The organism is Novosphingobium sp. P6W, from assembly GCF_000876675.2.
In the GTDB taxonomy this organism is placed as follows: domain Bacteria; phylum Pseudomonadota; class Alphaproteobacteria; order Sphingomonadales; family Sphingomonadaceae; genus Novosphingobium.
In genome coordinates this window covers 1,005,484-1,029,834 of the sequence record NZ_CP030352.1, presented here as the reverse complement: position 1 = coordinate 1,029,834, position 24,351 = coordinate 1,005,484, and the positions used below count along the sequence as shown (strand labels likewise).

At 63.5% G+C, this 24,351-nt stretch carries 22 protein-coding genes and 1 other annotated feature; of the genes, 8 read left to right on the top strand and 14 right to left on the bottom strand.

Annotated features, from left to right (window positions below):
* Positions 1-49: 49 nt before the first annotated feature.
* The 9 genes from TQ38_RS05020 to TQ38_RS04980 all read right to left on the bottom strand — a co-directional run bounded on the left by TQ38_RS05020 (position 50) and on the right by TQ38_RS04980 (position 8,953).
* A complete protein-coding gene (locus TQ38_RS05020) occupies positions 50-1,219 on the bottom strand; it encodes a thiolase family protein (protein WP_043976733.1) in 1,170 nt (389 codons plus the stop codon).
* Positions 1,220-1,648, bottom strand: coding sequence for a Zn-ribbon domain-containing OB-fold protein (locus TQ38_RS05015; RefSeq protein WP_043976732.1), 429 nt, complete (start codon positions 1,646-1,648; stop codon positions 1,220-1,222).
* 1 nt (position 1,649) lies between these two features.
* Positions 1,650-2,861, bottom strand: a complete 1,212-nt coding sequence (locus TQ38_RS05010) for a cytochrome P450 (RefSeq protein WP_240197957.1) — start codon at positions 2,859-2,861, stop codon at positions 1,650-1,652.
* Between the two features lie 301 nt (positions 2,862-3,162).
* Positions 3,163-3,948, bottom strand: coding sequence for a tyrosine-protein phosphatase (locus TQ38_RS05005; RefSeq protein ID WP_052505821.1), 786 nt, complete (start codon positions 3,946-3,948; stop codon positions 3,163-3,165).
* Positions 3,949-3,955: 7 nt separating this feature from the next.
* Complete coding sequence (locus tag TQ38_RS05000; protein ID WP_043976730.1) at positions 3,956-4,969, bottom strand: NADP-dependent oxidoreductase; 1,014 nt, start codon at positions 4,967-4,969, stop codon at positions 3,956-3,958.
* A gap of 10 nt (positions 4,970-4,979) precedes the next feature.
* Positions 4,980-5,738, bottom strand: coding sequence for an SDR family NAD(P)-dependent oxidoreductase (locus tag TQ38_RS04995; protein ID WP_240197956.1), 759 nt, complete (start codon positions 5,736-5,738; stop codon positions 4,980-4,982).
* A complete protein-coding gene (locus TQ38_RS04990; RefSeq protein ID WP_043976729.1) occupies positions 5,735-6,535 on the bottom strand; it encodes an SDR family NAD(P)-dependent oxidoreductase in 801 nt (266 codons plus the stop codon). The genes TQ38_RS04995 and TQ38_RS04990 overlap by 4 nt, the downstream gene beginning before the upstream one ends.
* 1 nt (position 6,536) lies before the next feature.
* On the bottom strand, positions 6,537-7,994 hold the full coding sequence (locus tag TQ38_RS04985; protein WP_043976727.1) for an aldehyde dehydrogenase family protein: 1,458 nt from the start codon (positions 7,992-7,994) through the stop codon (positions 6,537-6,539).
* Positions 7,995-8,113: 119 nt separating this feature from the next.
* Positions 8,114-8,953: an IclR family transcriptional regulator gene (locus TQ38_RS04980; protein WP_043976726.1), complete on the bottom strand. Its 840-nt coding sequence runs from the start codon at positions 8,951-8,953 to the stop codon at positions 8,114-8,116.
* Between the two features lie 241 nt (positions 8,954-9,194).
* Here TQ38_RS04980 and TQ38_RS29895 point away from each other — a divergent pair, with 241 nt between their 5' ends.
* From TQ38_RS29895 to TQ38_RS04970, 3 genes are all read left to right on the top strand, one after another.
* Positions 9,195-9,503, top strand: a complete 309-nt coding sequence (locus TQ38_RS29895; protein ID WP_052505820.1) for a hypothetical protein — start codon at positions 9,195-9,197, stop codon at positions 9,501-9,503.
* Positions 9,504-9,612: 109 nt separating this feature from the next.
* Positions 9,613-12,060 carry a TonB-dependent receptor gene (locus TQ38_RS04975; RefSeq protein ID WP_052505819.1) on the top strand — a complete coding sequence of 816 codons (2,448 nt, stop codon included), beginning with the start codon at positions 9,613-9,615 and terminating at the stop codon, positions 12,058-12,060.
* 177 nt (positions 12,061-12,237) lie between these two features.
* Positions 12,238-13,466, top strand: a protein-coding gene (locus TQ38_RS04970; protein ID WP_113941886.1) for an IS3 family transposase whose coding sequence is annotated in 2 segments (ribosomal slippage) — positions 12,238-12,526 and positions 12,526-13,466 — 1,230 coding nt in all. Because the reading frame shifts where the segments join, the coding sequence is not laid out codon by codon here.
* Positions 12,519-12,635, top strand: a sequence feature (AL1L pseudoknot). It overlaps the preceding gene by 117 nt.
* A gap of 94 nt (positions 13,467-13,560) precedes the next feature.
* On the opposite strand, the gene TQ38_RS04965 is transcribed toward TQ38_RS04970, so the two are convergent.
* Positions 13,561-14,451: a LysR family transcriptional regulator gene (locus TQ38_RS04965; RefSeq protein ID WP_043980060.1), complete on the bottom strand. Its 891-nt coding sequence runs from the start codon at positions 14,449-14,451 to the stop codon at positions 13,561-13,563.
* Between the two features lie 141 nt (positions 14,452-14,592).
* On the opposite strand from TQ38_RS04965, the gene TQ38_RS04960 reads away from it, so the two are divergent.
* The 5 genes from TQ38_RS04960 (at position 14,593) to TQ38_RS04940 (ending at position 19,060) form a co-directional block, all read left to right on the top strand.
* A complete protein-coding gene (locus tag TQ38_RS04960; RefSeq protein WP_043980062.1) occupies positions 14,593-15,576 on the top strand; it encodes an aldo/keto reductase in 984 nt (327 codons plus the stop codon).
* 23 nt (positions 15,577-15,599) lie between these two features.
* The gene (locus tag TQ38_RS04955; RefSeq protein WP_043980065.1) at positions 15,600-16,457 is read left to right on the top strand and encodes an aldo/keto reductase; all 858 of its coding nucleotides are present in this window, start codon (positions 15,600-15,602) and stop codon (positions 16,455-16,457) included.
* Positions 16,458-16,528: 71 nt separating this feature from the next.
* Positions 16,529-17,971 carry an MFS transporter gene (locus tag TQ38_RS04950; protein ID WP_043980068.1) on the top strand — a complete coding sequence of 481 codons (1,443 nt, stop codon included), beginning with the start codon at positions 16,529-16,531 and terminating at the stop codon, positions 17,969-17,971.
* Positions 17,972-18,019: 48 nt separating this feature from the next.
* Entirely contained in the window at positions 18,020-18,601 is a 582-nt protein-coding gene (locus TQ38_RS04945) for a flavodoxin (protein ID WP_043980071.1), read from the top strand.
* Between the two features lie 48 nt (positions 18,602-18,649).
* On the top strand, positions 18,650-19,060 hold the full coding sequence (locus tag TQ38_RS04940; RefSeq protein ID WP_043980073.1) for a cupin domain-containing protein: 411 nt from the start codon (positions 18,650-18,652) through the stop codon (positions 19,058-19,060).
* 63 nt (positions 19,061-19,123) lie between these two features.
* Here TQ38_RS04940 and TQ38_RS04935 read toward each other — a convergent pair whose 3' ends face one another.
* The 4 genes from TQ38_RS04935 to TQ38_RS31440 form a co-directional block, all read right to left on the bottom strand.
* Positions 19,124-21,379: a xanthine dehydrogenase family protein molybdopterin-binding subunit gene (locus TQ38_RS04935; protein ID WP_043980075.1), complete on the bottom strand. Its 2,256-nt coding sequence runs from the start codon at positions 21,377-21,379 to the stop codon at positions 19,124-19,126.
* Positions 21,376-22,341, bottom strand: a complete 966-nt coding sequence (locus TQ38_RS04930; protein WP_043980078.1) for a xanthine dehydrogenase family protein subunit M — start codon at positions 22,339-22,341, stop codon at positions 21,376-21,378. The genes TQ38_RS04935 and TQ38_RS04930 overlap by 4 nt, the downstream gene beginning before the upstream one ends.
* On the bottom strand, positions 22,338-22,979 hold the full coding sequence (gene paoA / locus TQ38_RS04925) for an aldehyde dehydrogenase iron-sulfur subunit PaoA (protein ID WP_043980081.1): 642 nt from the start codon (positions 22,977-22,979) through the stop codon (positions 22,338-22,340). The genes TQ38_RS04930 and paoA overlap by 4 nt, the downstream gene beginning before the upstream one ends.
* Before the next feature lie 77 nt (positions 22,980-23,056).
* The gene (locus TQ38_RS31440) at positions 23,057-24,265 is read right to left on the bottom strand and encodes a carboxymuconolactone decarboxylase family protein (RefSeq protein WP_052506014.1); all 1,209 of its coding nucleotides are present in this window, start codon (positions 24,263-24,265) and stop codon (positions 23,057-23,059) included.
* Between the last annotated feature and the right edge of the window lie 86 nt (positions 24,266-24,351).

Below are 24,351 nucleotides of genomic sequence, written 5' to 3'. Positions count from 1 at the left end.
TATGTCGATCAGAGAAGACAGGTTCTTCGCCCCTGTTACGGCGGCCGCATCACCCGCGCTTGAGCAGCAGCGCTCCGTAGCCATAGCCGCCATTGGCGACGAGACAGGTGCGGGCGTCCTTCACCTGCCGCGCCGCGCCCTTGCCCCAAAGCTGGAGGCAGGCCTCGTACGTATGGCCGTAGCCGTGAAAACGGCCCGCAGACAGTTGGCCGCCGCTGGTATTGAGCGGCAGCTCTCCATCCAGTCCGATCCGCCCGCCCCCCTCCACGAACGCCGCCGCCTCGCCGCGACCGCACAGACCAAGGCTTTCCATCCACAGCAGGGTCAGGATCGAAAAGCCGTCATAGATTTGCGCGACATCGACATCGCGCGGCTTGAGATCGGTACGCGACCACAACATCCGGGCCGCTGCTTCCGCCGGCAACTGCGTGAAATCGCCGACATGCCGGCCGATACCCAGACCGCCCAGACCCATGCCCATGGCCTCGATCTCGATCGGCGATCGAGCCATTTCCATCGCGATGTCGCGCCGCGACAACAGGATCGCAGTCGATCCGTCAATGTGAGTATCGCAATCGTAGAGACGCAGCGGGGAAGAAATGACGCGGGATGCGAGATAGTCCTCGATGCTAATCGGCGTCCGATAGATCGCATTGGGATTGAGGCTCGCCATATGGCGGCTGTTGACCGCAATCGCCCCGAGCTGCGTCGCGGTCGCGCCATATTTGGCGAAGTAGGCCGTTGCATAGAGCGCGTAGATATTGGCGGGAGACACCGCGTTGAACGGCGCCGACCACATGTTGGCGCGTGTAGCGCGGGCCGGCAGCCCGCCCCCGCCACGCGGCGCAGCCCGCGCTGTCGCTTCGGCCACGGTCCGGAACACCAGCACATGACGGCAAAGCCCCGACGCGATGGCCTGGATCGCGCTGAAGATCGCGCTCATATGCCCGTGGCCTTCGGTCGAAGCGCCGATCCAGACCGGCTTCATGCCCGACGCGATCATGACCTCGGTCGCACCTACGGGAGAGAAGCCACCGGCATCGCCGGCTGGCCCGGGAAAAGTGGTCAGGCCGTCGATCTCGGCCAAGGTCAGGCCGGCATCGGCGATCGCGCTGTCACAGGCATCGAGCGTCAGTTGCAACGCACTGCGCAGCGAAGGACGCCCGACCGTCGACTGCCCCGCACCGGTGATGCAGACATGCTTTTCGGGATGAACCATTCAACCGAGCCCGCGTAGCCGGAACATGGGTAGCCACACATCGTCATGGCGTTCGAACTGCACCTCGACAGGCAAGCCGATGCTCACCGCTTCCGGGGCGCAGTCCACGATGTTCGTCATGACGTATAGTTCGGCCTGCTCTGCAAGTTCCACCGCCGCGAAGACGTAGGGGACTGCCATACCCCGGCGCCAGGGCTGATGATTGACCGTGAACGTAGCCACCCTCCCCCGCCCAGCGACCGGCTCGGGCGCCAGCGCGTCGCCGCCGCAGAAGGGGCAGCGCGGTAGGGGCGGATGATTGTAGCTCCCGCATGCACAGCGCTGGATAAGCAGAATGCCCTTTTCCCCGGCCGTCCAGAAAAAACCCGAATCCCTTTCGACTGCGGGCAACTGGCGCGGCGCCAAGCCGGGTTGGACAACAGCGGTCATCTCAGCGCAGCAGCACGGGAATGGCCGACATTCCGCGTTGCTCCAACCCGCCTGTAAGGAACGGGGCGGGCTGGTCGGGATCGAGCCGGATGTCGGGGAAAGCATCCAGCAGTGCGTTGATGCCAACGTTGATCTCGCTGCGCGCGACATTCATGCCCAGGCATTGATGCTGGCCAATACCAAAACCAAGATGCGGTTTGAGCGGACGGTGCAGGTCATACTCGTCGGCATTTTCCCAACGCGTGGAATCGCGATTGGCTGAACCGGTGCACAGTTCGACGACCGACCCCGCCGGGATGGCGATGCCGCCCAACTCCGAATCTTCAGTCACCAACCGGCTGAACACCGGCGCGGTCACGTTCCATCGAACCGATTCCTCGATCGCCGCATCCACAAGCGACCGGTCTGCCCTTACCGCGTCCAGTTGATCGCGCCGGGTAAGCAACGCCCACAGTGTAATTCCGAACTGCCGCCAGGACGTACCGCCACCCGCAACCATCACCAGACGGCTGTTGATCGCGATCTCGCGATCGTTGAGTGGCCGTTCCGAGCCGTCCGGCAATTGCACGGTCGCCTCGATCAGCTTCGAGACCACATCGTCACCCGGATTCGCACGGCGGCTCGCGATCAGTTCGGCCAACATCCGCCACACCGTCTCCGATGCCTCGGCGCGAACTTCCGGCAGGATATGGCTGACCTCGCTGCTGCGGATCAGCGCGTTGCGGAATACCAGGGCATCATCGCCCTCCATGCCGATCGCGCGGGTGACGGTATGGACAGGCACGCGCGCGCAATATTCCAGGTTCAGCTCGGCGCGATCCTGCGTCCGCATCCGCGCTATCAGCATCTCGACGATCTCGTTGATCCAGCGTTGCCGCCACCAGGTCAGGGTGCGCGGCTTGATGAACATGGGTTGCAGGGTCTTGCGGTAGGCCAGATGCTGCAGGCCATCCATCTCCAGGATGCCCATGGTCTGTTCATCGCCCGGGTTCGGATGGTGGACGATGCTCGAGGAAAAACGACCGTTTTCGCGAAAGGCCTTCTCGCATGCCGCAAAGCTCAGCACGGTATACGTTTGACGGGCGACGCCCAGTTTGTGCCGCTTGACCTCGGGCAGGCCGAGCAATTCTCTAAGCGACCCCTTGTGCACTTGTGCCTGCGCGCGCAGCATGGCCAGCTTGGGGTTCACGTCCTCCTCGACCAGATTGCCCATCTCGATCGCCTCGCGGCGAACGTCGTAAAGTTGCTCGTAGAGCGGGTCGTCGCGGGTCAGAACATCAGCCATTGCAGTCCTCTTGCGTGTCTTAGCCTTTCAGGCGGTAACGTCGGGATCAGGGGCAGTGCCGCGATCTTCCCGCCGGCCGCCTGGGCACGGGCCGGCGGCGTAACGGCAATTTGACGGCGCAGGCATGCCAATCTCCCAGACGCCCCTATATGAGCGCTTGATCGCATAATTCGTTATTTCGACATATAAATCCATATTGAGAACCATATGTCAAGTCGGCGGTGTTGGATCAGCAGAGCAGTCGCTCGCGGATCATCTCCACAGATGCTCGATCGACTTCCAGTACATCTTCCAGATACTGCTCGAACGCCTGCGCATCCGGCGCGACCAGATCCAGCGCCGTCGCCATGTAAAGGGGATCGGCTGCCAGAATGGCGCGAATGACTTCGGTCGACTGGTTTGCCAGCAGGCTGCCCTCGGTCGCGGGCCGGGATATCATGCGCTCCAGACCGCCGACGCGGTCGGTGAGCGCGAAATCGGCCAATACCGTTTCGCGGGGCACGCCAAGCGCTGTAAGAATAAGCGCTGCGGCAGTACCGGCGCGATCCTTGCCTGCCGAACAATTGAAGATCAGCGGCACTTCGCCATCGCGCAGGCGCCGGAACAGTTCGCGATAGGCGGGCGCCTGCTCGAACGGCAGACGTCGATACCCCTCCATCATAGCGGCCTGCGCTGCCTCGGCGTCCGGCAGGCGCGATTCCATCAGGCGTCTCAGCTCTCCAAAGCTGGTTTCATAATCACGCGACCAATAGGACAGGCCCATCGCCGCATGCCAATCCACGGGCTCCGCAAGCCGTTCGCGCGACGTGCGCAAATCGCAAAGTCCCACGACACCCAGCCCGCGCAATGTGGCAACGCCCGCCGACGTCACCCCCGCAAGGCTCCCCGAACGAAAGAGCAGGCCGCGCCGCACCTCGCGCCCATCCCTTGCGCGGTAGCCGCCCAGATCACGAAAATTGCGGCCGCCTTCAAGCGGCACGACCTGCGCACAGGCGCCTGTGGAGTCCATCGACATCACCGGGTCACTCCGCAGCGACCCGGACGACGAGTTTGCCCACGTTTGCGTTGCCGCTGAATATGCCGGCAAAGGCAGCGGGCGCTTCGTCGAGGCCTTCCACCACGGTTTCGGCCAGCCTGATCTTTCCCTGGCCATGCCACCGTGCAAGATTATCCAGCGCATCGGGCCCGGCGACCAGCGCTCCGCCGAACCCGCGCACCTCAAGCCCCTTGGACATGATGGTGCGCATGAAGCCGGGCAGCCGGTCCGGCCCAGGCCCTTCAAGCCCCATGCCGTAATAGGCGATGAAACCACAGACCGGCATCCGGGCCTGATATTTGAGCAAAGGCAGCACGGCTTGCGTCACCGCGCCGCCGACGTTCTCGACATAGACATCGATCCCGCCGGGACAGGCCGCTGCGAGTTGGTCGGCGTAATCACTGGCACGGTAATCGACACAGACATCGAAACCGAACGCCTCGACCGCGCGACATTTCTTCGGCCCCCCGGCGATGCCGACTACTCGGGCGCCCAGAATTTTGCCGATCTGCCCCGCGATCGTGCCGACCGCACCGGCCGCAGCGGAGATCACGACCGTCTCCCCGGTCGTAACCCGGCCAACCTCGATCATGCAGGCATGGGCCGTCTGCCCCGGCATACCCAGGAGTCCCAACGCGGCGGAGGGCGGCGCTGCCCCCGCATCGATCTTGCGCAGCGGAACGACGGCAGGATCGACCGCTGCAAACTCTCTCCACCCCGTTCGCCCCTCGACCCAATCCCCGACTGAAAAAGCCGCGACATTGGACGCCTCGATGCGTGACACGGCGCCGCCATACAGAACTTCACCCGGCCGCACTTGCGCCCGGCCCGTCAACCGCCGCTCGTCCAGCGAAAAGCGGATCAGCGGGTCCAGTGAAAGCCAATAGGTCTTGAGCAGCACCTCGCCGGTCGCCGGTTCGGGCATCTCGGCGGTCTCCACCGCAAAGTCCCCAGCGCTGGGCGCTCCCCTCGGATAATTGCGTAACACGACCTGTTTCATCGACTGTTCCTCATGCGTTCAATCCGCCATTCACGCTGATGATCTGACCAGTGAGCCTGCGTGCGCCATCGCCGCACAGGAACAGGACCACGGGCGCGATATCCGCAGGCGTCGGCAGGCCCAGCCCTGCGCGTGCACGCGCCCGGGCCACCCGGTCCGGATTTCGTGCCTCGGTTCTTTTCAGGCTGGCGCTACCCTCGACGAAGCTCGGCGCGATGCAGTGCACTCGGATGCCATCCTGCGCGGTTTCCATCGCAAGGTTGCGGACAAACCCCATAATCCCCGCCCGCGACGCCCCGACCGCCGCCTGCCCGGTCGCCGCGAAGCGCCCGGCATCGGAAGCGAAGGCGATCAGGGTCCCGCCGCGCCTTGCCAGCAACGGCAAGGCAGCATGTGCCAGCCGCTGGATATGCGCGACCGAACCGTTCAGCAGACCGGGATAGCCCGCAGGATCAGTATCCGCAAAGCGCCCGACCACGCCCGGCGGGCCACCCGTCACGCAATCGACAACCGCATCGATCCGGCCGAAGCAGGCAACGGCGCGCTCCACGATCGACGGCACGGCGCCCTCGACGAATGCATCCTCGGCATAGGCGGCGACGTCCGTTTCCGGCCGCGCGAAACCCTTCATCGCGGTATCCACGCTTTCGCGCGTGCGGCCGTGAAGAACTAAGCGCCACCCGGCCTCCAGGGTCTGGGCCGCGACTTCGCGCCCGATTGAGCCGGTTCCACCCGTTATCAGCATCACCGGGCGATCATCGGATGTCATCGGCGAAGCGGAACGCCCGCCGACAGGCCGCCATCGACCGGCAGGTTCACGCCGGTTATGTTTGAGGCAAGATCGGAGACCAGGAACAGCGCGGCGCTGGCGCAGTCCATCGGATCGATCGCGCGGCCAAGCGGATGTGCAGACCCCATGCTCTGCCGCACGCGATCCGCTTGCGGGCCGGTCGCATCCATGCCCCCGTAGCGGGTCGGCATACCCGCCGGACACACGGAATTGACCCTGATGCCCTGCGCCGCGACCTCTATCGCAAGCGTGCGGGTAAGCCCGACGACAGCGCCTTTGGTCGCGCCATAGGCCACTCCTCCGTAGCCGATCAGCCCGGCGATCGATGCGGTGTTGACGATCGCCCCGCCGCCGCCCTGCTGTGCGAATACCGCGATGGCCGCCTTGCATCCATAAAGCACGCCATCGACGTTCACCGCCTGTATCGCCGTGATCTCCGCGGCCGTCGTCTCGACCAGCGACTTCGGCCCCTTGCCCGGCGATCCCGTGACGGTGATACCGGCGTTGTTGTAGAGAATGTCCAGCCGTCCGTAGGTGGCTACCGCAAGAGCGATCAGCCGCTCGACATCCGCCTCGTCCGCGACATTGCAATGCGCGGCGCACGCCTCGCCGCCTTCGGCCTGGACCAGCGCAACTGTCTCATCCGCGCGGGCAGCGTCGATGTCGGCCACCACGACGCGCGCGCCATGGCGGGTAAAGAGCAACGCTGCGGCCTGTCCCACGCCCGATCCCGCGCCTGTGATCACGGCAACTTTGCCTTCGACCAATCCCTTCATGTCATGCCCCCATATTGATGCAGGTGAGTTGCTGGTAGAGGCGGATGCCCTCGATGCCGCGCTCGCGCCCGACGCCGCTCATCCGCTGACCACCGGCCGAAACGTAGCTGCTCATCATCGCGCCATTGACATTGACCGTACCGCTCTTGATCCGCAGCCCGACCTCCAGGGCCTTGCGCCGGTCCGCCCCGAAGACGTAACCGGAGAGGCCGTAGCGGGAGTCGTTCGCCATCTGCACCGCGTGATCGAGATCGCGGTACCCTATGATGCAAAGCACCGGACCGAAGATTTCCTCCTGCGCCGCAGGGTTGGAATTGTCGGGCAGATCAAGCACGGTGGGTTCGAAGAAAAAGCCTTCGCCGGGAGCTGCCGGGCGCCGGCCGCCCGTGACGACGACGCCGCCTCTTTCCACTGCAAGCGCCACGAAATGTTCGCAGCGCGCGCGTTGAGCGGCCGAGATCACCGGCCCAAGCTGGGTGGACGGATCATCGGCGCCGCCGATCCGGATGGCGGCGAATGCGGTCCGGATCTTCTCCAGGATCGCAGGCTTGTCTGCCTCGGGCACGAAGATCCGGGTGCCCAGTGCGCAACCCTGCCCGGCGTGTGCCGTGCAGGCACCGACCATGACCGGCACCACCTTATCGATCGCATCGGGCAGGAAAATCTGTGCTGATTTGCCTCCCAGTTCGAGTTGCAGCCGCTTCATCGTTGCCGCCGCCTGCTGCATCACCTGCACGCCCACGGAGGTCGACCCGGTGAACGCCACCATATCGACGTCCGCATGGGTCGTGAGCAATTGGCCGCCTTCAGTCCCCCTTTCCAAAACCAGATTGAGAACGCCTGGCGGCAACCCGGCCTCTTCGGCCGCTTCGCCAAAGACCGCTGCAGACAAGGGGGTGAGCGGGCTTGGCCGCAAGACCACCGTATTGCCGGTAATCAGGGCGGGGATCACTTTCCAAAGTGCCGTCAGGAAAGGGAAATTATAGGCAGCAATCGCCGCGACCACGCCGACCGGCGTGTAATGGCGCAGGCTCTGATAAGGCTGGTTCATCAGATTCACCCGCTCGCCGATCGGCAATGGGTTGTCTTCGTAATCGGGCAGCGACTGGGCCAGATCAATGATCTGATGCGCCTGCGCCAGCGGCGTCTGGACCTGGCTTCGCATCGACGATGTGAAACGCGGGCAGCCTGTTTCCAATGCGATCAGGTCGATGATCTTGTCCGCCCGCGTCTCCAACGCTGCGACATAGCGTCGCACAATCTCCGCACGCGTTCCAAACGGGAGATCGGCCCAGGTGGCCGCGTCGAACGCATGGCGGGCAGCGCGGATCGCGTCGCTAATCTGTTCCAGGGACATTCCGGTCACAGACGTGACCACTGCGCCGGTCGACGGATTCTCGACCGTAAACGGCGCGCCAAGCCCAGTCACCCATCGGCCCTCGATAAAGCCTCCGCCCATGCCTCGTCCCTATTCGTTATTTCGAATAACTATTCGATCATACGATTAGGGCGAATTTGCCGGCTTCGTCAATAGCGATGCGTTGATCGGGAATGGCTAAGGGCGGCGAGGCCGTGGAATCAGGGTTGGCGGCCTGCCAGGAAATCGGTGAGGCGATGGCCTGCTTCACTCAACCGCTTGCCCATCTGCATGATCTGCGCCGCCGTGTAGGTACCGCCCAGACCGCTGAGGACGAGCACGAAGGCAACGTTCTTCTGCGCATCGAACACAGGGGCGGCAAGCGACGCCAGCGGATAGGTTTGCCCCTCATCCAGCGAAGTGGCGACACTGATGCCAGCCACCGCGTCAGGCTCGTTGAACAGCCAGCCGATCGAGCCGCGCTGATCGTCGGATGTCCTCAGGATGATCTGAAATCCCAGTTCGCGTGTCAGGCGGATACCGGCGTGCAACTCCTCGCGAAATTCTTTCGAAACGCCCGGCATGGTCTCGTCGATGAACGCATCCGCATCCGCTTCCGGCGACCAGCTCACCCAGTTGGTGCCGGCTGGGGGCTTGAGCGGCAGGCGTGTTCCGCGCGGTACCGACCACCCCAGATTGGACCGTGAGGCCGCGCGTTCGCGGACGATGATTTCATTGCCCTCGCGAAATACAGCCGTGCACACGGCATCATACTCATCCGCCAGGACCCGCATCTCCGGCAAGCTGATGCGGACGGGGGAGAGATGCTTGTCGGCAACCTGGCCCAGATGGATCAGTGCGGAGCCAAGAACATAGCTCTTGTCGTTGGTGCGGTAGAGATAATTGGCCTCAACAAGACCTGCGAGCAAGGCATGACAAGTTGCCCGGCTTAGCTTCAAAGCCCGAACTATGTCCGTCAGCGTGAAGGATTCATCCGGATGTTCGGCCATGAAATTGAGAATGGCGACGACGCGCGCCACGCCGGGAGAAGAACGGGTCATATCATCAGTTCACTATTTCGAATTGATGGGATTTACGGGCGACCGCGCCGCGGGGTCAAGGCCCATTCCCGCGTGATTTCGACAGCAATGACTTAATGGCGAGACGCCTATCTCGTTAGAGAATTTATTTTCGCTATTGTGACACATAATTCTCGATGTTATCCAGCTGCCCACACTGTCCGGCACCAGAATCAAAAATCGCATGGACATTTGTAGGGAGAGCGCCGTGGCCAGATATCTCATGCTTGCTCTGAACGGACCGACGTTGGGCGAAGGCGACGAGGCCAGTTGCAATCGCTGGTACGAAGATGTGCACATGCCGGACTTCCGGAAAATCGACGCGATCAAAAGCGCGCGGCGCTATCAGGTCGTACGCGGCAACCTGCCCGGGATGGAAGCCTGGCCCTACGTCACCGCCTACGAGATCGAAACCGACGATCTTGCCGCTGTTTCCAAACGTCTCTCCACTGAAATTGGCCCGTTGCATCCGACAATGGATCGCGAACGCTCGGCACACCTGTGGGCCCTCCAGATCAGCGGCGACGACTGAAAACGCGCGCGGAACAGGTCGATCAAGACCAGCCGCCACTCATCGCATTCGAACCGAGCCTGAAGGCCGGCGGCCCATCGAAGGCCAGAAAATAGATACGGGAGAGGTTATGACCAAGCTACTGGCGTCCACGCTGTGGGCATCTGCATCGATCATCGCGCTGACAACGGGCACGCCTTCCGCCGCGCAGACCAACGGCGACCCGACCGACATCATCGTGACGGCGAGGCGGGTCGAGGAACGACTGCAGGATGTGCCGATTTCCATCACCGTGTTCAATCAGGGGCAACTGGACAACCGCAACATCAACAGCGGCAATGACCTGGCGACCTACACTCCATCACTCAGCGCCAACAGCCGATTTGGTACCGACAACGCCAGCTTTGCTATCCGCGGCTTTTCGCAGGAGTCGCGCACGACTGCCTCGGTCGGCATCTATTTCGCCGATGTCGTCGCGCCGCGCGGTGGAACTGCGTCCATTGGCAGCGGCGATGGTGCAGGCCCCGGTTCCTTCTTCGATCTCCAGAATGTGCAGATATTGAAAGGCCCGCAAGGCACCTTGTTCGGCCGTAACACCACCGGGGGCGCGGTGCTGCTGGTTCCCCAGCGACCCACGCCGGAAGTCGAAGGATATCTGGAAGGGTCCATCGGCAATTATGACCTGCGGCGCTTGCAGGGCGTCATCAACACGCCGCTGGGCGACAGTGCACGCCTGCGGATCGGCTTCGATCGGCAGTCGCGCGACGGCTATCTGAAGAACATCTCCGGTATCGGACCGAAGGATTACGCCGACCTCAATTACTGGGCGCTTCGTGCAAGCCTGGTTGTCGATCTGACGCCCAACCTCGAGAACTACACCATCGTTTCCTATCTTCATTCCAGCACCAACGGGCAGCTCCCTCAGGTGACGGCATGCAACAACGCCATTTTCCCACAAGGCCAGCCCATCTGCGATCAAATCGGACGCCGGGAAGGGAGCAGCAAATTCGCGGTGCAGTCTGCGGTCGCAGACCCGCTCAGCCTCGTGCGCCAGTGGCAGATCATCAATACCACCACGTGGCAGGCGACCGACGAGATCACGGTCAAGAACATCGCCAGCTACTCGCAATTCTATAACCGTTTCCGGACGGACTTCTTCGGCGTGGATGCGATCGTGCCCGCCTCGCAGACCAACCCGCGCACAGGCGCTGTAGTCCCCGGCGGCGCGCTGACCGGGATGCACGCCTCGTTCAACACTTCCTTCGCGCCGCCGAACGGATCCTTGGCTAATCAGGAAAACTTCACCGAAGAACTGCAGTTTCAAGGGCGCGGCTTTGGCGGCAGGCTGAACTGGCAGGCTGGCGGCTATATGGAAATCAGCAATCCGCTGGGAGACAACACCGTCTATGCCGCCACCCGGCTGATCTGCGGAGACAGGTTCGCTTTTCAGTGTGCGAACTTCCCCGGCACGACGGGTTCGCTCACGATCCAGCGCTTTCGCGCCTCCTTCCACAATTACGCCCTCTACGGACAGGCATCGTACAGTCTTACAGACCATCTGAAGCTGACCGGAGGGCTACGATACACCTGGGATGTTTCGCGGGCGCGGGCGCTCAACGCCCAATTCCTGTTCCCCGCCGGCTCGGCGCCTGTCGGCCGCTGCGCCAATCCCACCTTGCGGCCGGCCGGCAATCCGCCGATCACCAACCTCGATCAGTGCCTCGACAGACCCGTCCAGAAAAGCGATGCGCCCACATGGTTGCTGGGTGTGGATTACACCCCCATCGACAATCTGCTCATCTACGCCAAATATTCGCGCGGCTATCGGCAGGGCAGCGTCAACCCGCTCGCGGCGGGCGGCTTCACCACGTACGATCCGGAAAAAGTGGAAGCCTATGAAATCGGCATGAAGGCAAGTTGGCACGGTGCGGTTCCAGGCAACTTCAACGTGGCGGGATTTTACAACGATCTCTCGAACCAGCAGATCGCTCTTGGCCTGACGTCGTCACCGGCACGCGGTTCGGCGCCGCCGAACAACGCCATCGTCAATATCGGCCAGTCCCGGCTGAAGGGCGTGGAAGTGGAAACCAGTCTTGGCCCGGTCGCCGGTTTTCGTGTCGATGCAAGCTACGCCTATATCGACGCGAAGCTGAAAACGACTGTGACTCCCACATTCCCCATCGACAGCCCCTATGACGGGTTCATCCCGATAAACCCCGGACAACCCGCTCCCTACACCCCAAAGCACAAGCTCTCGCTGACCGGAACCTACACGCTGCCAATACCTGAAAGCATGGGCAATCTGTCAGCTTCCGCGACCTACAGCTATATCGACAAGCAGGTCATCTTCAGCACTGCCTCTGGGACGCTGCCTTCATATCAACTGCTCAATTTAAATCTCAATTGGCGCAAGGTCGGGGGCACACCCGTCGATCTGTCGCTGTTTGCAACCAATATCACCAACAAGCGCTACGCCGTCGCGGTCAATGACATGGCAAACACCAGCGGCTTTGTGTCCTATTTGTACGGTCAGCCACGTATGTACGGATTGCGTCTACGCTATTCCTTTGGATCATGAGGGAGGATCATGCGCGCCTCGATCGTGCCCCGCGGCGTGGTATAGCTGAGGCCGAAGAGCCGCGCATTGGTCCGGCCGTTTCATGAGGATGGCACCGATGAACGGGTAATGCCGGCCTCGTTAGTGAACCGCCCCGGGATTGCCGGAGGCCCGATCTCCTGAGAGAAAGGGTCTACGATGAGCAAGACTACAAACAAGTTTGCGCCTGAGGTTCGTGAGCGAGCGATCCGGATGGTTTTGGATCACGAGGGTGATCATCCTTCCCGCTGGGCGGCAGTCACATCGGTGGCCGAGAAGATCGGCTGCTCCGGCCATACTTTGCTCGAATGGGTAAAGAAGGCCGAGGTGGACAGCGGTAAGCGACGCGGCGTGCCAACGGAAACTGCCGAGAAGCTAAAAGCTTTGGAGCGCGAGGTTCGCGAACTGCGGCAGGCGAATGAGATCCTTCGCAAGGCGTCGGCATATTTTGCCCAGGCGGAGCTCGACCGCCCGTTCAAACGATGATCGATTTTATCGACGAACATCGGGATGCTTATGGGGTCGAGCCGATCTGCCGGGTCCTGCCGATCGCCCCATCAACCTATCATGAGCGTGTCGCCCAGCGCCGGGATCCGGTGCGGCAAACTGCCCGCGTCAAACGCGACAAAGCTCTCAAACCTGAAGTCCTGCGCGTCTTCGCCGAGAACTTCGGGGTGTATGGCGTACGCAAGGTTTGGCGGCAGATGAAGCGCGAAGGTTTCGAGGTGGCGCGCTGCACAGTGGAGCGGCTCATGCGCGATCTGGGCCTGCAAGGGGTGATCCGAGGCAAACCGGTGCGGACCACGATCAGCGACAAGGCGGCATCGTGCCCTCTCGACCAGGTCAATCGCCAGTTCCACGCCCCGGCGCCGAACATGCTCTGGGTTTCCGACTTTACTTATGTCGCAACTTGGGCGGGCTTCGTCTACGTCGCCTTCGTAATCGACGTCTACGCCCGCTACATCGTTGGATGGCGGGTCAGCCGGACCGCACATGCCAGCTTCGTTCTCGATGCGCTGGAGCAGGCTATCCATGAACGTCGCCCCGTTCACCGAGGCGGGCTCATTCACCATAGCGACCGCGGATCGCAATACGTATCTATTAAGTACACCGAGCGCCTCGCTGAAGCGGGCATCGAACCGTCGGTCGGCAGCGTCGGTGACAGCTACGACAACGCTTTAGCCGAGACAATCAACGGCCTCTACAAAGCTGAGGTAATCCACCGCAGAGGGCCTTGGCGGTCGTTCGAGGCCGTCGAATACGCCACGCTGGAATGGGTCGATTGGTTTAACAACCGGCGGCTCTTGGAGCCCATCGGGAACATCCCGCCGGTCGAAGCCGAGCAACGATATTACGATATGCTGGACGATATCCCAGTGGCAGCTTAATTTAGCTAAAATGGCCTCCGGCAGTCCCGGGGCGGTTCACCGCTGCTTTGGATCGCGCTATCTATCGTGACTCTAAGTTACCTGATCAGTAGCATCACTCACGATACCGCAGCGCGCCGAGGAGCAGGCTGAAAGCTGCGGAAGGCTGGCGGCGGCTCGGGTAATAGAGATAATACCCATCGAACGGGTCGCACCAGTCTTCCAGAATCCGCACAAGTGAGCCATCCTCCACGAGCGGCGCCACGCGATCCTCGACGAGGTGCGCAATGCCATGCCCCGAGAGCACCGCCTTGAGGATCAGGTCGACGTCGTTGAGAACGAGTTGGCCATCGGCCTTCACCTTAAGTTCTCGGCCGTCCTTTTCATATTCCCATTGATAGATGCTGCCGCCGGCCATGCGTAGGTTGATGCAGGCGTGATCCGTTAGGTCAGCGGGCGCAGCCGGAACGCCATGCTGTTCGAAATAGGTGGGCGATCCCACCGTCGCCATCCGCAGCCTCGGCCCGATGCGAACCGCCACCATGTCTTGATCGAGCCGCTCGCCAAGGCGCACCCCGGCATCATAGCGCTCCGCAACAATGTCGGTGAGGCCGGATTGTATGTTAAGTTCGACCTTCACATCCGGGTGCTCTCTCGTGATGATGTCGACTGCCGGCCACAGAAGCGTCCGGGCAGCATGCTCCGATGTCGATATCCGTACGGTCCCCGCCGGCCTGGTTCTGAGTTCGGTCAAAGAGACGATCTTGGCGTCAATTTCCTCGAAGGCGGGCGCGACCGTTTCCATTAGCCGCTCCCCAGCCTCGGTAAGACCGACGCTGCGAGTGGTTCGGGTGAGCAGGCGCAGATCGAGCCGCTGTTCGAGCCGCCGTATCGAGTGACTGAGCGCCGACTGCGAGACACCCAGCCTGGCGGCTGCCTTTGTGAAGCTGCGCTCCTCGGCAACCGCGATAAACATCGCAAGCCCGCCCATGTCCGTGCGTTGCATGGGATCACTTCTCCAACGGTTTCATGACGCGGTGTCATAAGGCCTAGTCACATTGTCCGTCTAATCACGATTGAAGCAGATGCCTAGATAGACTTCATGAAAAGGCGTGGCTTGCCGCCGCGCCCAGCGTGAGGATTTATCATGCAGACACGTATGCTCGGCCGCAGTGGCCTCGCAGTATCGGCGCTGGGTCTGGGGTGCATGGGCCTGAGCTTCGGCTACGGCCCGGCGACCGACCGTGCGGACGCAGTCAGGCTCATCCGTGCGGCGCATGAGCGCGGCGTCACCTTCTTCGACACCGCCAAAGCCTATGGCCCCGGCATCAACGAAGAGGTGGTCGGCGAGGCGCTCGAACCCGTGCGCGGCAAGGTCGTGATTGCGACGAAGTTCGGCTTCGTGAATGGGGTGCCGGGTCAGGGCCTGGACAGCAGGCCGGAACGCATCCGTCAGGTCGCCGACGAGGCACTGAAGCGCCTGCGGACCGATCGCATCGACCTGTTCTACCAGCACCGCGTCGATCCGAACGTGCCGATCGAAGAGGTTGCCGGCACCGTGAAAGACCTGATCCAGGCCGGCAAGGTGAAGCATTTCGGCCTGTCCGAGGCTGGTGCCGAGTCGATCCGGCTTGCGCACGCGGTACAGCCGGTCGCGGCGCTGCAGAGCGAATATTCGATGTGGTGGCGCGAACCGGAAGCGGAGATTCTTCCGGTCCTCGAAGAACTGGGCATCGGCTTCGTACCCTTCAGTCCACTCGGCAAGGGCTTCCTGACCGGCCGTTTCGATGCCGATGCGACCTTCGGTGAAGGCGACTTCCGCAGCACCGTACCCCGCTTCTCGCCCGAAGCGCTCAAGGCCAATCAGGCGCTGGTGCTGCTCGTCCGCGACCTCTCTGCCGAAAAGGGCGTGACCCCGGCGCAGATCGCGCTGGGATGGCTGCTGCCGCGCGAACCCTGGATCGCGCCGATCCCGGGCACCACCAAGCTGCACCGCCTCGAGGAAAACCTCGGCGGCGCCGACGTCGAACTCACCCCGGACGACATGACCCGCATCGAGCAGGCCCTCGCCACCGTCGATGTGCAGGGCGATCGCTACGCCGCATCGCACCAGCAGTTAGTCAACCGTTGAGCGCTTCGAAAGGACTACCGAACATGACCTTCACCATACCTACCGTGACGCTGAACAATGGCGTCGAGATGCCCAGCCTCGGCTTCGGCGTGTTCCAGGTACCCGATCCCGCAGAATGCGAGCGCAGCGTCCGCGACGCGATTGACGTAGGCTATCGCCTGCTCGACACCGCGACTTCCTACGGCAACGAGGAGGCTGTCGGCGCTGCGATCCGCAATCACGGGATCGACCGCGGCGAACTGTTCGTCACGACCAAGCTGTGGATCGAAGACGCGAGCTATGAAGGCGCCAAGGCCGCCTTCGAGCGCTCGATCAACAAGCTGCAGGTCGACTATCTCGACCTCTGGCTGATCCACCAGCCTTACGGCGACGTCTATGGCGCCTGGCGCGCGATGGAGGAAATGCACCGCGAAGGCCGGATCCGCGCGATCGGGGTCAGCAACTTCTATCCCGACCGCCTCGTGGACTTCGTGCTTCACAACGAGGTCACGCCCGCCGTCAACCAGATCGAGATCCATCCCTTTCATCAACAGGGCGATGCGCAGGAAATCCTGGAGGAATACAATGTTCAGCCCGAAGCGTGGGGCCCGTTTGCCGAGGGCAAGAACGGGTTGTTCACCAACGAAGTGCTGCAGTCGATCGGCCAGAAACACGGCAAGAGCACCGCGCAGGTGGTCCTGCGCTGGCTGAACCAGCGCGGCATCGTCGCCATTCCCAAGTCGGTCCGCAAGGAACGGATGGCGGAGAATTTCGCCATCTTCGATTTCGAACTGGACCTCGACGACGTCACGAAAATCGCGGCGCTCGACGAAAAGGCCAGCGCATTCTTCGACCACCGAGACCCGGCGATGGTGAAGTGGCTGGGCACGCGCAAGCTCTAAGGAGTAGCCCGGCAAATCCGCCGAACAGCGCCGATTTACCGGGCTACCTGCGACACCAAGGCAGATAGAAGATGCTTTCAAATAGCAGGTCGCCCGATGTGGCGGATCGGCCCGGTGCCCATTCCAACGTAATCCTGGCGATCATTCTCGTCAGCTACGTCATGATCGTGCTCGACATCTCCGTCGTGCTGACGGGCCTTCCCAAGATCCACCAGCAACTGGGGTTCTCCGAAACTAATCTCGCTTGGGTCCAGAGCGCCTATACGCTGACGTTTGGAGGATTTCTCCTGCTCGGCGCGCGTGCGGGTGACATTCTCGGTCGCCGCCGGATGTTCATCGCCGGGATCATGGTCTTCACGCTCGCTTCGCTGGCCATCGGCGCCTCCCCAACGGCGACATGGATGCTGGTCTGGCGCGGCATACAGGGCGTAGGTGCCGCGATCCTGGCTCCTTCAAGCCTTTCTTTGTTACAGACCAATTTCGCTGAAGGTCATGCCCGTACGCGGGCGGTATCCTACTATGCTGCAGCCGCCGGGGCGTCCGCGACGGTGGGCCTGGTGCTCGGCGGCGTGCTGGCGGAATGGGTCTCGTGGCGGGCCGGTTTCTACATCAACCTGCCTGTCGGCATCGGCCTGATCTGGGCGACGCGACGCTTCATCGCCGAGACACCCCGCCATACCGGCACCTTCGACATTCCCGGCGCGGTCACCTCGACGCTGGGCATGGGCGGTCTCGTCTATGGCTTCATCCGATCCGCGCACACCGGTTGGGCAGACCCGCTGACCCTGGCTACGCTGGGTACGGCCATTGTCCTGCTCGTGGCATTCGTCGCGATCGAGGCGTGGGTGCGCCAGCCCATCCTGCCCTTGCATCTGTTCGCCAACCGGGTCCGGTCCGGAGCCTACGGCGCACGCGTCCTTTATCTCGGCGCGATGGTGGGCTTCTTCTTCTTCACCACGCTCTATCTGCAGGAAGTCGTCGGCTATAGTCCGGCCTGGACGGGGCTTGCGTTCATTCCCGCCACCATCCTGCACGTTCCTTCGGCCATCGCCGTGCCGCGCCTGGTCAAGCGCTACAGCCCCAAACTCCTGCTCTTCGTGGGCATGATCGCCGGCATAGTGGGAATGGCGTGGCTGAGCCGGGTATCGGCCCATTCGGGCTACTGGGTCTCGGTCGCATTGCCAATGCTGCTGATCGGCGTCAGCCAGGGCCTGACGCTCAGCCCGCTGACATCCGCCGGCGTGGTGAGCGTGACCGACAGGGACGCTGGCGCGGCTTCGGGTGCGGTCAACGTGGCCCATCAACTCGGCAGTTCGGTCGGCCTCAGCATTCTCGTCGCCGTCGCATCGATCGGGGCCGGCAACCTGACGGGCAGCGCCCTGACCGCCCATCGCATCACCACGGCATTCGACGCAGGCACCGTGATGCTGATGCTCGCCCTTCTGGTGGTGACACTGACGATCATCCTCCCAGTCAGCCGGGTTTCCGCCAAGCCGGCGACGGCATCAGCTTGAGATAGACCGCCGCACCGACTTTCCTGCCTCGAACCGAAGGAGCCCACCATGGACAGCAATTCCGACCTTTCGCGGCGTGCCGTTCTTGCCACCCCTATCGCGTTGTCGCTCGTAGGGAGCACATCCGCATGTGCCAAGGAGCAAGCGGACGCGTCCGGTTTGGGATCGAAGACGCTCGTGGCGTTCTTCACCCGCTCGGGCAATACGCAGGTCATCGCAGGCACCATGCACCGCCTGCTGGCGGCGGAACTTTTCCAGATCCGCCCCGCCCGAGCTTATCCGGACGACTACGAGGAAACGGTCGAACAGGCCCGGCAGGAGCGCGATCGCGGCTACGAGCCGCCGTTGGAAACCCGCGTGCCCGGCTTCGCTTCCTTCGAAACGGTCTACCTTGGTTTTCCCATCTGGGGAGAGACCACCCCGCCGGTGATCCGCTCGTTCCTGAAGGCGCACGACTGGAGCGGGAAGACCCTGCAACCTTTCATCACCCACGGCGGATATGGCCCCGGCAACAGCATGGAAGTCCTCCGCAGCCACGCACAGGCCGCCAGGATCGAGGAACCCTTCGTCCTCGAGGCCGACCAGGAGCGGCGCACGCTGAACCAGGTCAAGGAGTGGCTGGGGAGGTGATGGCCGCTCGGCACCTTCGTTTCTAGCCACAGAAAAAAGGAAAATGTCATGATACTCAAGCGTGCAGGCTCGCAGCCGTCGCAGGTCGCTCCCAGCGCATACTTCACCGGCACGGTCCGCCTTGATCCGCTTAACGCGCCGCCTGCGCCAGCGCGCCATTCCTGCGCTGCCGTCACGTTCGAACCCGGCGCCCGCTCGGCCTGGCATACCCATCCGCTGGGACAGACCCTCATCGTAACCGCAGGCTGTGGGTGGACCCAGTGCGAGGGCGAGCCGATCGTCGAGATCCGCGCCGGCGACGTGATCTGGTGCCCGCCCGGCCACAAGCACTGGCACGGCGCTACACCAACGACCGCGATGACCCATATCGCGGTGCAGGAAGCGCTCGACGGCACCGCCGTGACCTGGATGGAGAAGGTGACCGACGCGGAGTATCTTGCCGGCCCGCCGCAGGACTGAAGACAACCACGGCCCGCCCGCAGTGCAGGCGGGCCGTGGTTCTTGCCGGTGGCGCCGGAAAGATCAGGCCAAGGGTGGCAACCTGTCGAGATATTTGTCCAGAGTGATCGGATAGTCGCGCACGCGCACACCCGTCGCATTGTAGACCGCATTGGCGATCGCCGGGGCTACGCCCGAAATGCCGAGTTCCCCGACGCCCTTGGCCTTCAAGGGCGACATCGTCGGATCGACTTCCTCGAGGAAGATCACTTCCTGATGCGGAATGTCCGCGTGGACGGGAACTTCGTAGCTGGCTAGGTCGTGGTTCACGAAGAAGCCGAAGCGCTTGTCGATCGCCAGTTCCTCCATCAGCGCGGCCCCGGCTCCCATCGTCATGCCGCCGATGATCTGGCTGCGCGCCGTGATGGGATTGAGGATGCGCCCCGCCGCACAGACCGCGAGCATGCGCCGAATGCGGATTTCGCCGGTATAGGCATCAACCGCGACTTCGCAGAAATGCGCGCCGAACGTCTGCTGCGAAAACCGCTTCGACAGATCGCCATACTCCATTTTGTCTTCGGCGGTGATCGTTGCCGTATCCGCTGCCTTGGCCAGCGGCATGACACGGCCATCGGACCGGACCTGTCCATCTTCGAAAACCGCATCCATGGCATTGAAGCCGAGGCTGGCGGCAACGGCCTCCCGCAGTTTCACGCAGGCCGCGTAGACACCCGCCGTGGCCGAGGCAGCGCCCGCCTGGCCGCCGCCGCCGAACGCATCGGGGAAGCGGGAATCCGCCAGTTTCACGATTACCCGGTCGAGCGGCACGCCCATCATCTCGGCGGCGGTCTGGCCGATGATCGTGTAACTGCCGGTGCCCATGTCGGTCATGTTGCTCTCGACGGTAACGACGCCCTGCGCATCGAGGCTCACGCGGGCACCCGCAGGCTGGATCGGCGCGCCGCGGATCGCGGAGGCCATGCCCATGCCGATCAGCCAGCGGCCTTCACGGCGCGATCCCGGTGTCGTGCTTCGCTTCGCCCAGCCAAACCGTTCGGCGCCGGTCCTGAGGCATTGCACAAGTTCACGCTGGGAGAACGGGATCTCCCCCGGCCCAGGTTTCGCTGCATCGCCAGTCTGCCCGCCTCCTGACGCGGAGCCGCGGTCGGCGTGTCCCGGTACGACCTGCGTGTCGTTCAGGACCCGCAGCTCGACGGGGTCCATCCCCAGTTTCTCGGCAAGCTCGTCCATCGCGACTTCGAGCGCCATCATACCGGGCGCTTCGCCCGGCGCGCGCATGGCGTTGCCTTCGGGCAAGTCCAGCAGCGCCAGCCGCGTCAGGCTCAGCCGGTTGGCCCCGGCATAGAGCAGCTGCGTCTGCGCGGCGGCGATCTCGGGTCCGCCGCCCGGCAGGTTGCCCGACCACGTCTCATGCCCGATCGCGACGATCTTCCCCTTGCTGTCCGCGCCTATCCGCAGCCGCTGGACCGTGGCGGGCCGATGACTGGTGTTGTTCGGCATGAGCGGCCGTGGCAAGGTCACCTTGACGGCTCGTCCCGTAGCCCGCGCTCCAAGCGAGGCCAGGACCGCGTCGGAAGCCACGCTGCCCTTGCCGCCGAAACCACCGCCGATGTACGTCGCGACGATGCGAACCTTGTCCCGCGCGATACCCAGCTTGTTCGCCAGGTCGCGCTGCGCCCAGCCGACGATCTGCTGCGCGGACCAGATCGTCAGGCTGTCGCCTTCCCACTTGGCGACGGTGGCATGCGGCTCCATCATCGAGTGGCTCTGGTCGGGCGTAGTGTAGGTCTGCTCGACCGTCACCGCCGCCGACGCGAAAGCGCTATCGAAATCGCCGATCCTGACGTCGGGCTGCCGCTGATGAGGCTTGGCGCCCGACCGCGCGCCCATCAGGTCATAGGCACCCTCCGTGCGTTCGTATTGCACGCGGATCAAGCCGGCCGCAGCGCGGGCCTGTTCAAAGGTCTCGGCGACCACCAGCGCCACCGCCTGATGGTAGTGCTGGACTTCAGGCCCGGCGAGCGGCCTGGCGACATAGAACCCTTCGCTGCGCAGCGGTCCCGCGTTCGCCGCCGTGACGATCGCCAAGACGCCGGAAGCCGCCTTCGCATCGGTCACGTCGAGCGACGCGATCCGACCTTTGGCAATGGCCGCGCCCAGTACGTAGCCATAGGCTGCGTCGGGCGCCACATCGTGCAACTCGTACGAGTAGCGCGCCGTGCCGGTCGTCTTGAGCGGCCCTTCGATACGGGGGTGGGGCCGACCGACGACTTTTCCCCGGTCGATCGGATTGATGCCAGCGGGCGTGTCGAACTTCATGTCGTCTCTCCCTTGCTGCGTGAATCGGCGATCACGGCCGCAAGCGTACGCTCGACCAACGTGACCTTGAAACGGTTGTCCTCAGTCGGCCGGGCGCCCGACAGCAACGCCGCCGCCGCGGCTCCCGCACCTTGGGGGAGCGCCTGATCGGCCGCAGGGCTGCGCCAGGGCTTTGGAGCGACACCGCCCACCGCAAACCGCCCGCTTCCATCGGGCTGGATGATCGCACCTACCGAAACCAGCGCGAAGGCATAGGACGCGCGGTCGCGGACCTTGTGGTAGATGTGGGTGCCGCCCACCGGCTTGGGCAGCGTCACGGCGGTGATCAGTTCGCCTTCTTCAAGTACGTTCTCGACGTGCGGGGTGGTGCCGGGCAGGCGGTGGAAGTCGGCGATCGGGATCGTGCGTTCCGAACCGTCAGGCTTCACCGTCTCTACGCTGGCATCGAGCACCCGCATGGCGATCGCCATGTCGCTGGGGTGCGTGGCGATGCACGCGTCGCTGGTGCCGATGATGCCGAGTTGCCGGCTGACCCCGCCAAGCGCCGCACAGCCGGAGCCGGGCCGGCGCTTGTTGCAAGGCAGGTTGGTGTCGTAGAAATAGGCACAGCGCGTACGCTGCAGCAGGTTGCCCGCCGTCGTCGCCTTGTTGCGCAGCTGGCCCGAGGCACCTGCGACCGTCGCCCGCGTGAGCAGGGCATAGTCGCGCCGGATGCGCTTGTCGGACGCCATCCTGCTGTTCGTCACCAGCGCACCGATGCGCAGCCCGCCCTCGGCGGTTTCCTCGATCGTGTCGAGATCGAGACCATTGACGTCGATCAGGTGCGTGGGCGCCTCGATCTCCAGCTTCATCAGGTCGAGCAGGTTGGTGCCGCCAGCTATGAACCGGGCGCCGGCCACGCTCGCGGCCTTGGCGGCGGCGTCACGGGGCGAGGTCGCGCGTTCGTAGGAAAAGGGCTTCATGCCTTGGCTCCTGCAACTTCGGCCATCGCTTCCATTATGTTGGAATACGCACCGCAGCGGCAGATGTTGCCGCTCATGCGCTCCCGCATTTCCGCATTGGAGACAGGGGCCGAGGCTTCGATATCATCGGTGACGTGGCTGGGCATGCCGGCGCGGATTTCCTCGAGCACCGCGACCGCCGAACAAATCTGGCCCGGCGTGCAGTAGCCGCATTGGTAGCCGTCGTGCTTGACGAAGGCCGCCTGCATCGGGTGGAGCTTGTCCGGCGTTCCCAGGCCCTCGATCGTGGTGACTTTGTCGCCCTTGTGCATCACCGCGAGGCTGAGGCAGCTGTTGATGCGCGTACCGTTGACGAGGACCGTGCACGCCCCGCACTGCCCGTGGTCGCAACCCTTCTTGGTGCCGGTGAGATGCAAGTGCTCGCGCAGGGCGTCGAGCAGCGTCGTGCGCGTATCGACTTCCAGCTCGCGGCGCTTGCCGTTGACTTCGAAGGCTACGCGCATGCCAATCGGCGGGCGCTGGGGCGCGGCCGTCCGGGCCGCGGCCTGTCCCACCGGGAGAGCCGTGAGCGCTGCCGACGCACCGCCAGCCACAAGCACCCCGCGCCTCGACAGTTCGAGATCGTTCCTGTTCGCCATCCGCTCGTGCTCCTGTGCCGCTATAACCGGTCCCGGGCTTGCCGCCCGGAACCGTTTCATCCTGTTAGACCTGCGCCTCATGGGTGCTTGGACCGTGTCTCTGCCTGAGGGCCCTTGCGATAATCCGCCTCTGACACCTGCTCACCCCACTCGACCGCCTCGCCGTTGAGGGTTTCGGCCACGGCGACATGGCTCATGGGACCGGTGGGAGCGGCGCCGTGCCAGTGGCGCACGCCTGACGGGCAGACGACCACGTCCCCGGTGCGCATTTCCACGATCGGCCCGCCTTCGACCTGGGTCCAACCCAAGCCGTCAGTGACGATCAGGGTCTGCCCGAGCGGATGGCTATGCCATGCCGTGCGGGCGCCTGGCGCGAACGTGACGGTGGCGCCGCTCAGGCGAGAGGGAACGCTCGCCTCGAATGGCGCCGAGACGGTAACCTTGCCGATAAACCGCGTGGCCGGCCCATCGCTGACCGGCCCACTCCCGCGCCGTGCGACGATCAATGCCTTCGAAGTTGCCGCAGCCCGCTTTTCGACGGCTTCACGCACAAGTGCGGCGCCGGACATGGCCTTGGACCACCCGGCGTAGAAGGCCAGATGTGTCATCGCCTCGCCCAGTTCGACTTGGGTCACACCATTGTCGAGGGCACGGTCGATGTGGAACGGCAACTGGCCGGTATCGCCGGCCATCGTCAAGGCCGCGATCGTCACCAGACTGCGGTCGCGAGGGGACAGATCGGGGCGGTGCCACAAGTCGGCGAACACGACCTCGTTGGTAAAGCGTGCCAGGCTGGGAGGCATCGTCGCTTTGGCCTCGTCTGCCCGCAGCTTTTCCTGGGCGGAAGCCCCCGACAGCGGAGGCATAAGCGCGGGCGCGACCGCGGTCGGGGCGATCTTGCGCTGATCGAACACCTCGCGCACGACGGTGGTCGCGGAGACCGCATTGGGCCATCCGCTGTAGAAGGCCAGATGCGTGACCAGCCCCGAAATCTCCGAAGGCCTGACGCCGTTGTCCAGCGCTCTGCCCAGATGGCCCGGCAACTGCGCGGACTTTCCCCCTGCGATCAGTGCGGAAATGGTGATGAGACTGCGGTCGCGCTTGCCCAGCCGGGGATTTTCCCAGTTATCACCGAACAGGACATCATCGGTGTAGCGTGCGAGGGCGGGAGCGACTGCCTGCATGTCCGCAGGAGCGACCGACGGACGGTCTTCCGTCACCGCTTGGCCAATCGATGGGGAGCAGATCGACAGGACGCCCATCACGCTTCGCCAGATTTTTGCCATAAACTCCATCCTGATTGCAGTGAGCAACGCAGGTAGCCTTGCCTCTCCCTAGGATAGTTCAGACTGTCCGCATCGATTAGCGCTCA